Source organism: Streptosporangium sp. NPDC049248, assembly GCF_040678965.1.
Lineage (GTDB): Bacteria > Actinomycetota > Actinomycetes > Streptosporangiales > Streptosporangiaceae > Streptosporangium > Streptosporangium fukuiense.
Genome location: NZ_JBFAQY010000006.1, coordinates 63,695 through 77,795, shown reverse-complemented (window position 1 = coordinate 77,795; position 14,101 = coordinate 63,695). Strand labels below are relative to the sequence as shown.

Genomic DNA, 14,101 nt, shown 5'->3' with positions numbered 1-14,101 from the left:
GCTTCGCCAGGCAGGGTACAAGGCCCGTCCACCTCACCTGCGAGTCCCGTTCCGGGCCAGCGTGACCGCTTCGGCGAAGCGGTGGTATCGGGCCAGCTCCTCCTCCATGGGATCGAGCACCAGCTCGCGGGCGACCTGGTCGACACTCGCCCGCAGCGCCCTCGCCGCCCTGCGGGCGCGACGCCGGCCGCCGAGCCAGGAGGCCACCCGGGAGAGCAGCGCGATCAGCAGGCCGAGCAGGACACCCCCGATCAGCAGCGTGGTGGGCCAGGGCAGCTCTCCCGCGGTCGGCAGGTAGAGCTGCGGAAGTCGTAGGTAGTCGATGGCGACCAGGGCGAGCAGCCAGGCCCCTCCGGCGAGCACCGCCGCCAGCGCCAGCCACTGGGCCAGCCCGGCCAGCCGCCACCACAGGGGCCGCCGGGCGGCACCGAGAGAGGTGGTGGCCACCGCTCGGTCCAGGCCGTCCTCCAGCTCGTCCTCGTGTGACCTCGCCGCCTGCCGCACGGCCGTCGTCCACGGCGCGGGCAGCCCGGCCGAGGCGCCTCTCGCGGCCTCCCTGATCGCGTTGTCCATCCGGGAGCGCTGCACGACCGTCGCCACCGGAATCGAGGTCCTCCCGACGATGTCCCCCTGCTCCCCGGAGGCACGGCTGCCGGCGTCCAGACGGAGGCGGCGGAGCGGGTCCGGCCGCAGGCGGCGGATCCACCGGGTGGGCGGCCATCCGGTGGCGGCGACCGAGCGGTGCCGGTGGGACCTGGCCACGGCCTCGACGACGGCCGGCACCCCGGCGGCCTCCGACAGCGCGTCCCCCAGCGGCTTCACCAGAGCGTCCATCGAGAGGTTCTCGCCCGGAGTGGTGGCGCTGGACGCCTCTCCGAGCACGTCGGCGGCCATGCCGGTGTCGGCGGCGAGGCGGGCGGCCCAGGACCGCCGGCCGGCGACCCGGGAGGCGAGCAGGGAACGCAGCTCGGGAACACCCGCGCCGGTGCGGGCGGAGACCCCGATCACCGGCACCCCGGCCAGCCCGTCGGCGTCGAGAAGCCGCCGGAGGTCTTTCAGGCACCGCTCGGCGGCGGCCGGGGAGAGCCGGTCGATCTGGTTGAGGACGACGACCATGACCTCCCGGTGCCGGGCCAGCGGCCTGAGGTAGCGGTCGTGGACCGCCGCGTCGGCGTACTTCTGCGGATCGAGCACCCAGACCAGCAGGTCGACCAGCTCGACGAGCCGGTCGACCTCCAGCCGGTGCGAAGGCTCGATCGAGTCGTGGTCGGGCAGGTCGAGCAGGATCAGTCCGGCGGCCTCCCCGTCCATCCCGGGCGGCTGCCCGGCGGGCACGGGAGCATCGGGGACGAGACCGGGGGCGGGCGTCTCGGAAACGCCGGGAGCGACGCCGGCCGAGCCCGAGGTGTCCAGGAGTTCGTGGCGGCGGGGGACACCCAGCCAGTCGAGCAGCGGTCCCGCGCCGCCGCCCTCCCAGAGGGCGGCCTGGGCGGTCGAGGTGGTCGGCCGGGTGACCCCGACCGTGGCGAGCGAGGTGCCGGACAGCAGGTTGAACAGCGAGGACTTACCACTGCCGGTGGCTCCGGCCAGCGCGACCACGGTGTGGTCGACCGACAGGCTCGCCCGTACCCCGGCGCGGGAGACCACCGAACGCGCCACGGCGACCGTCTCGGCGTCCAGCCGCCCGTCGGCCAGGTCGGCGGCCCGCGCCAGCGCGGCCAGCCGGTCGTCCAGCGAGACCGCCTTCTCCCTGCGCAGCAGCTTCACGCCTCGCCCACCTCTCCGGCGCCGGTGGCGCGCGACCCCCCGTCATCGGTCCCGCCACTCATACGTGGGACGTCGCCGCCGGGCGGATGCGGCCCTTGCCCGCCCGCCGGGCGCTGGACGCCACCGGACCGCCGTCGGACATCATGGACCACCTCGGCTTCGGGAGCGGAGCCCGGTGAGAGGGCGGCCCTGCGGTCCGCGACGGGCAGTTCGCGCAGGTGCTCGCGTACCGCGTCCGCGGTGGCACGGAGGGCGGGGGCGGTGCTCTCGGGCGGCTGGACGGCGTCCAGCAGGGCGGTGAAGCGGTCGGCGTCCGCACCGAGCAGGATCGCCACCCGGGCGCGCAGGTCGGAGCGGGCCTTGACGGTGAGGGTGCGGACGGCCTGGTCGCCGAAGACGGCCTCCAGGACCTTCTGGCTGAGCACGCTGGTGCCTCCGGCGATGCCGACCTCGATGCCGGTCAGGCCGCCGGTCGAGGCGAACACCGCGAGCATCAGCAGCAGCCCGGCGCCGTTGAGTCCGAACGAGGTGATGCGGGCGGTGGTCCGCTTGTCCGCCCCCTCCTTCCTGACCAGGTCGAGCACGTACGACTGCCAGCCCCTGACCGCCTCCTGAGCCCTGGCGGGCAGGTCGGCGGAGGCCCGGCCGAGGCGCCCCGCGGTGGCGACCCCGGCACGCTCCAGCAGGGCGCGTCCCGCCGGGTGCGACGACCACGACTCCATCAGGCGCTCGGCGGCACCGTCGGCCGAGGCCCTGATCAGTGCCTCCACCCCGCTCTCCAGCGCGACCCGCAGCTCGCTCTCCGGCGCGGGCCGCCCGGTGACGAACGCCACGACCCGGTCCCTGAGCCGGCCGACCCGGCTCTCCAGGGAGCGCATCAGGTCACCGGTCCCGATGAAGTCCTGCCAGCGGGCCAGGACCTCTCCCCGCAGCAGCGACCCGTCCCGCATGCCCTCGTCGAAGGAGGCGAGGCCCACGGCGTAGGCGGCGTCCGCCATCGAGCGCAGTTCGGCGGCACCGGCGTGCTGGCGCTCGACCGCTCCGGCGAGCGCGGGAACGCGGGTGGAGAGGCTCTCCAGCGCACCGGACAGGGTGTGGCGCACCACGTCGGCGCGGGAGCGGGAGTCGGCGGCGATGGCGGCGAGCCAGTCGGCGACCGGCTGGACCGCCTGGCGCGGCAGCCGGGCGTTCTCCTCGGGCAGCACCAGCTCGGGCACCTCGAAAAGCCGGGTTCCGCCCAGGCCGTTGGCCTCCAGCAACCGTGCCAGGTCCTTGCGCACCACGCCCAGTGCCTCCGGCGGCACCCGGGAGAGGATGACGGCCAGGGCCGTGCTCCGTTCCCTGGCCGAGCGCAGGAAACCCCAGGGGACCTCGTCGGCGTACCGGGCGGCGGTGGTGGTGAACAGCCACAGGTCGGCGGCGGCGAGCAGCTGGGCGGCCAGCTCGCGGTTGGCGGTGACGACCGAGTCGATGTCGGGGGCGTCCAGCAGGGCCAGTCCCGGCGGCAGCGCCTCGGTGGTGACGACCCTGAGCGTGCCGGGCTCGCCCCTGCCGCTCCCGGTGACGCGGGGCAGGCCGGGCAGGATGTTCTGGGCGGTGAACCAGTCGCGGTCGGCGGGACTGGTGACCAGGGTGGGTGCCATCGTCGTGGGCCGCAGCACGCCGGGCTCGGAGACGTCCGTACCGACCAGGGAGTTCACCAGCGTCGACTTGCCGGCCCCGGTGGAGCCGCCGACGACGGCGAGCAGCGGGGCGTCGATGGCGCTCAGCCGGGGGATGAGGTAGTCGTCGAGCTGGCCGGTCAGCTCGCGCAGTGCCCGGCGGTCGGCCGCCACGTCGCCGATCGCGAGGGGGAACAGGTCACGGTCGAGATGTCGCCGCAACTCTCGCAACGTCTCCAGCAGACCGTCGTTGTCGCCCATACGGTCGATCCTGCCCGACAGGACGCCCCTCTAGACGCGATCGGTGCCACCGCTCACCCGGGTCACGGCGGCGAATCCGGCCGGCATGTCGCCGCATGCCCCCCTCAGACGAAATCGGCCCCACCGCCTGACCGGGTTACGGGGGCGAACTCGGTAAAGCGGTGGGGCCCAGCCCTCGGATCCCGGCCGCGGACCGTGCCGGACTCGTCTCCCCCGCAGCTGGAGGCGAGCCCGAGTCCATCGGATGGCTCCGAGGAGATCGGGGGTCGTGCAGTGTCTATTTGAACACACAAAACTCAGAATCAGGTCAGGTAGTGCTGAATATCAGCTGAAAATTCAATCACCGTGCGGGGGGCGCAGCACGTACCCCACCCCGCGGAGGGTGTGGATGAGCCTCGGCTCGGCCGTGTCGACCTTCCTGCGCAGGTAGGAGACGTAGGACTCGACCACCCCGGCGTCACCGCCGAAGTCGTAGTTCCAGACGTGGTCGAGGATCTGCGCCTTGGACAGCACCCTGCCGCTGTTGACCATGAAGTAGTGCAGCAGCTTGAACTCGGTGGGCGACAGCCGCACCGGGACACCGGAGCGCCAGACCTGGTGCGCCTCCTCGTCCAACTCCAGGTCACCGACCTGCAGGCGGGCCGGCAGGTCGAGGTCTCCCCTGGTACGCCGGAGCACGGCCCGGATGCGGGCGAGCACCTCCTCCAGGCTGAACGGCTTGGTCACGTAGTCGTCGGCCACCCGCAGCCCGGCGACCTTGTCGTCGGTGCCGTCCCGCGCGGTGAGGAAGAGCACCGGCATCTGCCCGCTCATCTCCCGCAGCCGCCCGGCCACGGCGAAGCCATCCATGTCGGGCAGCATCACGTCCAGCACGACGAGGTCGGGGCGGATGCGCTCGGCGAACTGCATGGCCTCCCGGCCGTCCACCGCGGTCACCACCTCGAACCCGGACAGTCGCAGGCTGGCCGAGAGCAACTCCCTGATATTCGGTTCGTCGTCCACGACCAGCAATCGGGCTTCCACTCTGTCCAGCACCCCCCGAGGCTCGCTCACCTCTCTGGAACGAAGCTCAGCCGAAGCTGAACGTTTCCTGGGAACCGGCTCACCGCCGGCCACCCCCCTCGTTGATCACGGTCGCGCTGACCGAGCCGTCCTCGGCCCTGGCTCCCTGTACGACCACCGTGCCACCGGGCTTGAGGTCCGCGACCTTGCCCTCCTTGGTGAGACGCACGGATGTCTCGTCCGTGGTGTTCACCGTCACGACGGATCCGTCGGTCGTCTGGAGGTAGACCTTCTCGCCCTCCACCCGCTGCACGGTGCCGACGGTCATGCCACCTCGGCCGCCACCGCCCTGCCCCGGCCCCTGGCCCGCGCCCTGACCCCCCTGCTGCCCGTTTCCGAAACCGCCGTATCCCGCGGAACCGCCGGGGCCCGCGCCCTGCCGCGTCACGGCTCCCGGGGCACCGACTGGACCGGACGTGACGCCCATCGTCTTCTGCGCCTGGATACCCACGATCACCCCTGCCACGAGCATCACCCCGGCGCCCAGCACGAGGGTGAGCGTGGACAGCCGGCGCGGCGGCCGGGCCGCCAGCTCGCTGTCCAGGTCCCCACGGAACGGGGAGCCCTCCAGGGATCTCCCCGCCGGGACCGTCTCGTCGGCGTTGCCGCCCATGTCTCTCTCCTTGCCTAAGCCGTACGGGTCACTCGTGGCGCAGGGCCTCGATGGGCCGGAGCTTGGCCGCCCGGTTGGCCGGGTAGCCACCGAAGAACAGCCCGATGCCCACCGAGACGCCGAGGGCCAGCGCGATCGAGGACGGTACGAGCACCGGTGAGATCCCGGCGATCGTGAAGCGGGTGCCGGCGAACGCGATCGCGACGCCCAGCAGGCCGCCCAGCAGGCTCAGCACCGTCGCCTCCAGCAGGAACTGGCCGAGGATGGCGCTCCTGGGTGCGCCGATGGCCTTTCGGATGCCGATCTCCCTGGTCCGCTCGGTGACGGTGACCAGCATGATGTTGGTGATGCCGATGCCGCCGACCAGCAGGGAGATGGCGGCGACCGCACCGAGCAGGGCGGTGAAGATCCCGATGGTCGAGCTGACCGTCTCCTGCAGGGTGGCCTGGTTCAGGATCCGGTAGTCCGCGGTGCCCGTCGGGGTGATGCCGTGCCGCTGGTTGAGCACGGCGGTGACCTCGGCCTGCGCCGAGTCGGTGGCGTCCGCGCCGGTCGCCTGCACGATGATGGAACCGAGCGCGCCGAACCCGGTCAGGCTCTGCTGCACGGCGGGCAACGGCACGATGGCCACGTCGTCGGCGTCCTGCATGCCCGTGGAGCCCGACTCCTTCAGCACCCCGATCACGGTGAACGGCACGCCTGAGACGCTGACCGGCTTGCCGACCGGATCGGCGGTGCCGAACAGCCCCTCGGCCACGGTCCGCCCGATCACCATGACCTTCCTGGCGGCGATCACGTCGTCGTTGACGAAGTAGGTGCCGCTCTCGACGGGCTTGTTCGTCGCCTCGAAGTAGCTGGGGTAGGTGCCCACGAGCTGCGCGATCGGGTGGCTGGCGCCCTCGTGGACCGCGGTGGCCGAGTTCGCGGTCACCACGGGCGACACGCTCCGTACCGAGGGCGCCTGCTCGCGGTCGGTCAGCGCTCTGGCGTCCTCCAGGGTGAGCGACCTGGCCTGGGTACGCGGGCCGGAGCTCTGTCCCGCGCTCACCCGGCCTCCCCCGATGCCGCCGAGACCGCCACCGCCTCCGCCACCGCCCCCGGCGAAGGACGCCGAGATGGTGAGGGTGTTGGCGCCGAGCCGCTGGATGGACTGCTGGATGCTCTGCGAGGCTCCCTCGCCGAAGGCGACCAGCAGGATCACGGCCGCCACCCCGATCAGGATGCCGAGCGTGGTCAGGAAGCTGCGCAGCTTGTTCGCGGCCAGCCCGCGGAGCGCGAACCGCAGGATCTCCAGCCGGCTCACGCGATGACCTCCGGCATGCGGGGCGGGAGCCCGTCGACGGGGGCCTGGCGGCGGTCCTCGATGATCTGGCCGTCCACCAGACGGATGACCCGCTTGGCGTGAGCGGCCACGTCGTCCTCATGGGTGATGATCACGATTGTCCTGCCTGAGACGCTGAGCCCGTCGAGGATGCCCAGCACGTCCTCGGTGGAGGCGGTGTCGAGGTTGCCGGTCGGCTCGTCGGCGAGGAGGAGGGCGGGCGCGGTGACCAGCGCCCTGGCCACGGCCACCCGCTGCTGCTGGCCGCCGGAGAGCTCGTTCGGCTCGTGGCGGACCCGGTCGGAGAGACCGACCTGCTCCAGGGCCGCCAGGGCGCGGGCCCGCCGATCCGCGGCGCCGACCCCGCCGTACGCCATGGGCAGCTCGACGTTGGCGAGCGCGCTCATCCGGGGGATGAGGTTGAACGACTGGAAGACGAAGCCGATCTTCCGGTTGCGGAGCACGGCGAGCCGGCGCTCGTCCAGCGAGCCGACATCGGTGCCGTCGATGTGGTAGTCGCCCGAAGTGGGCACGTCCAGGCAGCCCAGGATGTTCATGAGCGTGGACTTGCCGGACCCGGAGGCGCCCATGATGGCGACGTAGTCGCCCCGTTCGACGCTGAGCGAGACACCGCGCAACGCACGGACCTCGGCGTCTCCTCGGCCGTACACCTTGGTGATGTCCCTCAGGGAGAGGACGGGGACGGTCATCTGCCGGGCCCTCCCCCACCGCCGAAGTTACGACCGCCGCCACCGCCACCGAGACCGGGGAGACCGCCACCCTGCTGGGTGGTCCCGGTGGTCGCCGGGCGGACCACCTGGTCGCCCTCGTTCAGCCCGGATCTGATCTCGGTGAGCGTGTCGCCCTTGACCCCGGCCTCCACCTGGACGGGCACCTGCCGCCCGTCACGCAGGACCGTCACCGTGCTGCGGGAACCCGTGGTGGAGATCACCGTGGAGGAGAGCGCGAGCACGTTCTGCACGCTCTCGACGACGACCCCGACCGTGGCGGTCTGGCCCAGCCTGACCTCGTCCGGCACCTCGGTGAAGGAGATCGTCACCGGGTACTGGACCACGTTGTTGCTGGTGGTGGCGGTCGGCTGGATCTGGGTGACCTTCCCGGCCGCGGTGACGCCGTTGAGCGCGTCGAACCCGATGGAGGCCGTCTGGCCGACCTTGAGCCGGGTGACGTCGGACTCGGTGAAGGTGCCGACGAGCTGGAGTCTGCCGGTGTCCGCGATGTCGATGAAACCGCCCGAGCCGCTCGCCGCACCGCCGGAGGAACCCGAGCCGGCCGCGCCGCTCGCATTGCCCGCGGCCTTGGTGGAGGAGCCCGAGGAGCCCGAACCCGAGGAGCCCCCGACCGTGCCGTTGATCGCGGTGACCGTACCGGAGAACGGCGCCTTGATGACCGTGCCGTCCACGGCGCGCTTCGCGGCCCGGTAGGTGTTCCTGGCCGTGATGTACTGGGCGTAGGCCGCGGCGGTCGAGGTGTCGTCGTCCGCGGTGTCGAGGGCGGCGGCGGCCGCGTCCAGGCTCTCCTGCGCCGAGTCGTCGTCCAGCCTGGCGAGGATCTGGCCCTTGGTGACCTTGTCCCCCACCTTGACGTAGATCTTCTCGACGGTGCCGCTCGACGCGAAATCGAGCGCCCGCGCGCGGGCGCTGGCCACGGTCCCCGAGGCGGAGACGGAGGCGGTGACGGTGGCCCGGGTCACCTGCACGGTCCGCACCGCGGCGTCGGCTGACGAGGCCTCGCCGCCGAGGGAGGAGTAGGCGATCACCGCGCCGCCCAGCAACAGGACCCCGAGGGTCCCGTTCACGATCAGCGCTCCGCGCTTGGTCGACAGCTTCACAGCGCTCGACCCTGGCGTACCAGGCTTGGGCCTACCCCGGCAAAGGCTGAAGATTTCCTGTAGACCGTGTCTTACCGCTCAGGATGCACAGCAAACCTTCAGGCACCTGTGAGCATGCTGTGAATCAGACGGTCCAGGATTGTCCGCCATGAGACCGACCCATCTGTCGAAGAACCTGCGCGTGGGAGGGCTTGCCCTCGCCGCCCTCGTCCTGGTGGGCGCGGGCGCGGTCGTCGTGCTCGACGGCGGCTCCGACCAGGCCCCCCGGGTGGAGCTGGCCTCCGCCAGGCGCGGAACGGTGACCGCCGCGGTGTCGGCCGCGGGCAACACCGTGGACGACGGCACCAGGGACCTGGCCTTCGGCGGATCGGGAACGGTCACGAAGGTCTACGTCAAGGCCGGGGACAAGGTCGGCAAGGGAGATGTGCTCGCCAGGATCGGTTCCGCGCCCGCACGCGAGCGCTACGCCGCCGCGAAGGCGCAACTCGCGGCGGCCGAGGAGGCGCTGGAGGAGGCGGGAAACACGACCGGAAGCACGACCGGAAGCACTGCGGGGGATGCGACGGTCGGAGCTCCCCAGCGGCAGCAGCCGACACAGAGCCGGACCGGGACCGACCGGTCCGATCCCACCGGGCAGACCGGGTGCGAGCCCACCGCGACACGGCCTCCGGGGGCGGGTGCCACCCCCACACCGACCGGGCCGAGCGCCCCGGCGCCCGAACCGACCGGAACGGAGCGGGAGGTACGGGTCGTCCCGGCCGCCGGTGTCGCACCCGCCGGATATCGCCTCATGACGGCACCGGTCACCCCGACGCCCGTACCTGACCCGGCGCGCTCCTCCGCTCCGGCCGCGCTCACCCGGACCTCGCCCGTGACGCCCACGGCCACCCCCACCCCGTCGGCGGCGGGACGGCCGGGGGGCGACTCTCCCCAGCCCGCCCCGACGGTCACCGTCACCGTGACGGCCGCTCCGACGGTGACGGTGACGGCCACCGCGACGGTCACCGTGACCGCGAGGCCGGACGGTGGCGGGCCGTCCGCGACCTCGGAGCCGACGCCCACGTCCCGGCCCTCCGGCCCGACGACCGGCCCGGATGGGCCCGCGGGACCGACGGCCCACCCCGGGCCGACGGCCGCCCCCACCGGCACGGCCGGGCCGACGGCGACCGCCAGGCCCACCACGGTCAGGACGCCGACTCCCGGGCCCACCGGATGCCCCACCCAGAAGCCGGGCGCGAACACCGGCGCCGACGCCGGTGCGAACACGGGCGCGGACCGGAACTCCGGGCAGGCCGCCAAGCAGGGCACCGCCCCGAACACCGGGCAGAGCGGCGGCGCCGGGCGGGGGACGCTCAGCGTGGAGCAGGCCGAGGCCCGCGTGAAGCAGGCCCGGGCGGAGCTGACCGACGCCAGGGAGGAACTGGCGGGCGTGCGGATCGTCGCCCCCGCCGACGGCACCGTCATGTCCGTGGCCGGCGCGGTCGGCGACAGCGCGGGCACCGGGACGTTCCTCACCCTGGGAGACCTGGACGAGCTTCAGGTGGAGGCGCTGTTCACCGAGTCGGACATCGGCAGCCTGGAACTGGGCCAGCAGGCGGCGATCACCCTGGCCACCCGGCAGGGGGAGCGGTACACAGGCACCGTGACCGGCATCGCCCCCACCGCGACCACCACGGACCGCCTGGTGAGGTACGGCGTCACGATCGCGTTCGACGAGCCCCCGGCGGACCTCATGGTGGGCCAGACCGCCTCGGTCACCGTGACCGTCGCCAGGTCGGCGGAGGCTCTCTACGTCCCGGCCCAAGCGGTCCGGACCAGTGCGGGGGTCTCCCGGGTCACCGTGCAGGGCGGCGTCGAGCGGGTCGTGGAGACGGGCGTCCGGGGTGACCAGTACATCGAGATCACCTCGGGGCTGGCCGAGAACGACCGGGTGGTGATGCCCGGCGGCGCGGCCGGCGGGGAGTTCCCCGACAGCAGCTGGCCGGAGGCCGGCGCCGGCGCCCGCTGAGTCCGGACGGCCACCGCCGGCACGGGAGCCGGGGTGGGGTCGCCACACCCCGGCTCCACCCGGAACAGCCGGCGTCGTGCCGGCGGTGGTCAGCCGGACTCGGGGGCGAGGGGGAGGAGCACCCGGAACGTCGCCCCCTTGCCGACCTCCGAGTCCACGGCGACGCTGCCGCCGTGAGCCACCACCATCGCGGCCACGATGGCCAGGCCGAGCCCGCTCCCGCCGTCCTCGGGGGCGCGGCGGCCCCGGGCGGAGTCGACGCGGTAGAACCGCTCGAAGACGCGTTCGCGCTGCTCGGAGGTGAGGCCGGGCCCCTCGTCCGCGACCTCGATGACGGCCATCCCGTCATCGGCGGAGAGCACCACCCGCACGGGCGTCCGCTCGGGAGTGTGGGTGAGCGCGTTGGTCATGAGGTTGCCCACGACCTGGCGGAGCCGTACCTCGTCGCCGGAGACGATGAGCGCGGAACCGTCCACGGACAGCGTGACCTCGCGCTCAGGGGCGAGGATGCGGGCGTCGTGGACGGCGTCGGCGGCGATGGCGAGCAGGTCGACCGGGCGCATGACCAGCGGCCGTTGCTGGTCCATCCGGGCGAGCATCAGCAGGTCGTCGACGAGCAGGCCCATCCTGACCGCCTCGGACTCGACCCGGCGCATCAGCGGCGCGGCGTCGATTCCCGGTCCCTGCCGGTAGAACTCGGCGAACCCCCGGATCGAGGTCAGCGGCGTGCGGAGCTCGTGCGAGGCGTCCGCCACGAACCTTCGCATGCGCTCCTCCGACCTGCGCGCCGCGGACTCCGACTCCGAACGGGCCCGGAAGGCGGTCTCGATCTGGGCGAGCATGCCGTTGAGCGACTGGCCGAGGCGGCCCACCTCGGTGCGCGGGTCGGCATCGGGGACCCGGCGGCTCAGGTCTCCGGCGGCGATGGCCTGGGCGGTGCGCTCGATCTCCTCCAGCGGGCGCAGGCTCCTGCGTATGATCAACACCCCGGCCCCGGCGAGCATCAGCATCAGGCCCCCGCCACCGAGCAGTTCCACCAGCGCGAGCTGGCCGACGATCTGCCGGACCTCGGCCATGTCGACGGCGACGACGAGGTTTCCGCCGTCGTTCAGCGGGACCGCACGGGCTCGCCAGTCGCCGCTGTCGAACGGCCGGTTGTCCTGGCCCTGAGGCACCGACGGTCCCGGTTTGCCCTCCACGTCGGCGCCGCTGTAGGCGTCGACGACCTTGCCGCTGGAGTCACGGAGCTCCAACCTCGCGTCGGGCGACAGCGGCCTGCCGATCGGCATGACTCCCCGGCTCATCCGGCGCAGCGCGGTGTCGACCGTCAGGTCGATCTGGGTGTCGACCCGGTCGATCAGGTAACCACTCATGATCGAGACGCTGCCGAGCCCGATGAGGGTGAGCGCGATCATCAGCAGGGCCAGGATGACGGCGATCAGCTTCACCCGCAGCGGGGTCGCGTTGAGCATCACGGCGTCGGCGGCAGGCGCAACACGTATCCGACGCCGCGCAGCGTGTGGATCAGCCGCGGGTCCGTGTTGTCGATCTTGCGACGGAGCACGGAGACGTAGGACTCCACGATCCCGACATCACCCCGGAAGTCGTAGTCCCACACGTGGTCGAGAATCTGGGCCTTGGACAGCACCCGCCCCGCGTTCGCCATGAAGTAGCGGAGCAGTTTGAACTCCGTGGGTGACAGCGCCACCACCTTGCCCCTGCGCCACACCTCGTGGCTCTCCTCGTCGAGCTCGATGTCCGCGAAGTTGAGCCGGGGCTGCCGGGGGACGAGATCGCCGGAGCCGGTACGGCGCAGCACCGCCCGGATCCGGGCCACGACCTCCTCCAGGCTGAACGGCTTGGTCACGTAGTCGTCCCCGCCCAGGGTCAGCCCCCGGATCTTGTCCTCGATGGCGTCGCGCGCGGTGAGGAAGACCACGGGGGTGTCGCTGCCGCCACCGCGCAGGCGCCGTACGACGTCGAAGCCGTCCATGTCCGGAAGCATCACGTCGAGCACGATGAGATCGGGCCGGTGCCGCTGGACGGCGGCGACGGCGTCCGTACCGTTGCCCGCCGTGTTGACGCCGAACCCGGCGAACCTCAGGCTCGCGGCCAGAAGCTCAAGGATGTTCGGCTCGTCCTCGACGATCAGCAGACGTGCCTCGGGTGAGTCGGTCACTGGTCTATTTTCACCGGCCCACATGAGAAAGCAGTTAACTGGTCAACACAGAGGCTAACCCCACAATATGTCTGGCAATGGCCAGGCTGGAGGTTGCCGCCGGGGAAGGGGCGTTGCGCACGAGGGCGACGCGGCCGTGCACGTCGATCGCGAAGTCGTCCAGCATGCCGCCGGAGGCGTCCACGGCCTGTGCGCGGACGCCGCCGGTGGTCCTGACGAGGTCGGCGGAGGTCAGGGCCGGGACGTAGCGGCGCGCGGCCCTCAGAAACGACCTCCTGCCCATCGAACCGGCCACCTCCCTGATGCCGGTCAGCCAGTGCCGGGCGGCCAGCCGCCGGGTGCCACGCCAGGCCAGAATCCGGCCCAGCTCCGCCAGGTCGACGTCCCGCCAGGAGTAGCCCTCCAGTGCCAGCGCCATGACCGCGTTGGGGCCGACCAGCACCTCGCCGTCGATCCTCCGGGTCAGGTGCACGCCGAGGAACGGGTAGCGGGGGTCGGGAACCGGGTAGACGAGCCCTCGGACCAGGTCCCTCGCCGCGCCGGCCAGCGCGTAGTACTCACCGCGGAAAGGGACGATCCGTACGTCCCCGGTGGCCTTGACCATCCGTGCGACGGTGTCGGTGCCGAGCCCGGCACAGACGATCAGCCGGTCGAAGCTCAGCGTCCGCTCCCCCGCCCGGACCTTCACCCCGCTCGCGGTCTCCCGTACCGCGCGCACCTGATGTGAGAGCAGCACCGATCCGCCGTTCTCCGCCACGTCCGCGGCCAGACGCCTGGCGACGGCCGGGAAGTCGGCGATCGCGGTGCGCGGGGAGTGCACGGCACCCGTGCCGACGGTGTGCGGCTCGATCTCCCGCAGGCCCAGCGCGTCCAGCTCGGCGATGCCGGGAACCCCGTTCGCGCGGGCCCGCTCGGCGATCCGGCGCAGCTCGGGCCGCTCGGCCGCGGTCGAGGCGACGACGAGCTTGCCGACCTCGTCGTAGGGAATGCGGTGCTCGGCGCAGTACTGCCGCAGCAGTGCCACCCCCTCACGGCAGAGCGTGGCCTTGAGCGAACCGGGCCGGTAGTAGATCCCGGCGTGGACGACGCCGCTGTTGTGCCCGGTCTGGTGGGCTCCTACGCGGTCCTCCTTGTCCAGCACCGTCACCCTGGCCCCGCGGGTCAGCGCCGCCTCCCTGGCGACGGCCAGACCGACGATCCCCGCACCGACGACCCCGACGTTCATCGCCGCCCCCCGTCCGCACCTCGACCCCGACACCCACCGCCGACGCCCACCCACGAACTGGCGACGGCCAGACCGACGATCCCCGCACCGACGACCCCGACGTTCATCGCCGCCCCCCGTCCGCACCTCGACCCCGACACCCACCGCCGACG

11 protein-coding genes are annotated in these 14,101 nt (G+C 72.5%); 1 reads left to right on the top strand and 10 read right to left on the bottom strand.

Going from position 1 to position 14,101, the window contains the following annotated elements:
* Positions 1 to 33 precede the first annotated feature (33 nt).
* The 7 genes from AB0K21_RS13855 to AB0K21_RS13825 form a co-directional block, all read right to left on the bottom strand.
* The gene (locus tag AB0K21_RS13855; RefSeq protein WP_364149811.1) at positions 34 to 1,767 is read right to left on the bottom strand and encodes a GTPase; all 1,734 of its coding nucleotides are present in this window, start codon (positions 1,765 to 1,767) and stop codon (positions 34 to 36) included.
* On the bottom strand, positions 1,764 to 3,689 hold the full coding sequence (locus AB0K21_RS13850; protein WP_343974984.1) for an ABC transporter: 1,926 nt from the start codon (positions 3,687 to 3,689) through the stop codon (positions 1,764 to 1,766). Before AB0K21_RS13850 ends, AB0K21_RS13855 begins: the two co-directional genes overlap by 4 nt.
* Positions 3,690 to 4,025: 336 nt before the next feature.
* On the bottom strand, positions 4,026 to 4,724 hold the full coding sequence (locus AB0K21_RS13845; protein ID WP_343974987.1) for a response regulator transcription factor: 699 nt from the start codon (positions 4,722 to 4,724) through the stop codon (positions 4,026 to 4,028).
* Positions 4,725 to 4,791: 67 nt separating this feature from the next.
* Complete coding sequence (locus AB0K21_RS13840; protein ID WP_343974990.1) at positions 4,792 to 5,364, bottom strand: hypothetical protein; 573 nt, start codon at positions 5,362 to 5,364, stop codon at positions 4,792 to 4,794.
* A 28-nt stretch (positions 5,365 to 5,392) separates the two neighbouring features.
* Positions 5,393 to 6,667 (bottom strand): ABC transporter permease, encoded by a 1,275-nt coding sequence (locus AB0K21_RS13835; RefSeq protein ID WP_343974994.1) that lies wholly within the window; start codon positions 6,665 to 6,667, stop codon positions 5,393 to 5,395.
* A complete protein-coding gene (locus tag AB0K21_RS13830) occupies positions 6,664 to 7,395 on the bottom strand; it encodes an ABC transporter ATP-binding protein (protein ID WP_343974997.1) in 732 nt (243 codons plus the stop codon). Before AB0K21_RS13830 ends, AB0K21_RS13835 begins: the two co-directional genes overlap by 4 nt.
* Positions 7,392 to 8,537 carry a biotin/lipoyl-binding protein gene (locus tag AB0K21_RS13825; protein WP_343975000.1) on the bottom strand — a complete coding sequence of 382 codons (1,146 nt, stop codon included), beginning with the start codon at positions 8,535 to 8,537 and terminating at the stop codon, positions 7,392 to 7,394. Before AB0K21_RS13825 ends, AB0K21_RS13830 begins: the two co-directional genes overlap by 4 nt.
* A 148-nt stretch (positions 8,538 to 8,685) precedes the next feature.
* Between AB0K21_RS13825 and AB0K21_RS13820 the strand changes: the two genes are divergently transcribed.
* Positions 8,686 to 10,545, top strand: coding sequence for an efflux RND transporter periplasmic adaptor subunit (locus AB0K21_RS13820; protein ID WP_364149809.1), 1,860 nt, complete (start codon positions 8,686 to 8,688; stop codon positions 10,543 to 10,545).
* Between the two features lie 89 nt (positions 10,546 to 10,634).
* Here the strand turns inward: AB0K21_RS13820 and AB0K21_RS13815 are convergent, their stop codons facing one another.
* From AB0K21_RS13815 to lhgO, 3 genes are read right to left on the bottom strand one after another with little or no spacing between them, the layout of a single operon-like run.
* Positions 10,635 to 12,017, bottom strand: a complete 1,383-nt coding sequence (locus tag AB0K21_RS13815) for a HAMP domain-containing sensor histidine kinase (protein ID WP_343980801.1) — start codon at positions 12,015 to 12,017, stop codon at positions 10,635 to 10,637.
* On the bottom strand, positions 12,017 to 12,748 hold the full coding sequence (locus AB0K21_RS13810) for a response regulator transcription factor (RefSeq protein WP_364149808.1): 732 nt from the start codon (positions 12,746 to 12,748) through the stop codon (positions 12,017 to 12,019). Before AB0K21_RS13810 ends, AB0K21_RS13815 begins: the two co-directional genes overlap by 1 nt.
* A 10-nt stretch (positions 12,749 to 12,758) precedes the next feature.
* Positions 12,759 to 13,949 carry an L-2-hydroxyglutarate oxidase gene (gene lhgO / locus AB0K21_RS13805; RefSeq protein ID WP_364149807.1) on the bottom strand — a complete coding sequence of 397 codons (1,191 nt, stop codon included), beginning with the start codon at positions 13,947 to 13,949 and terminating at the stop codon, positions 12,759 to 12,761.
* Positions 13,950 to 14,101 lie beyond the last annotated feature (152 nt).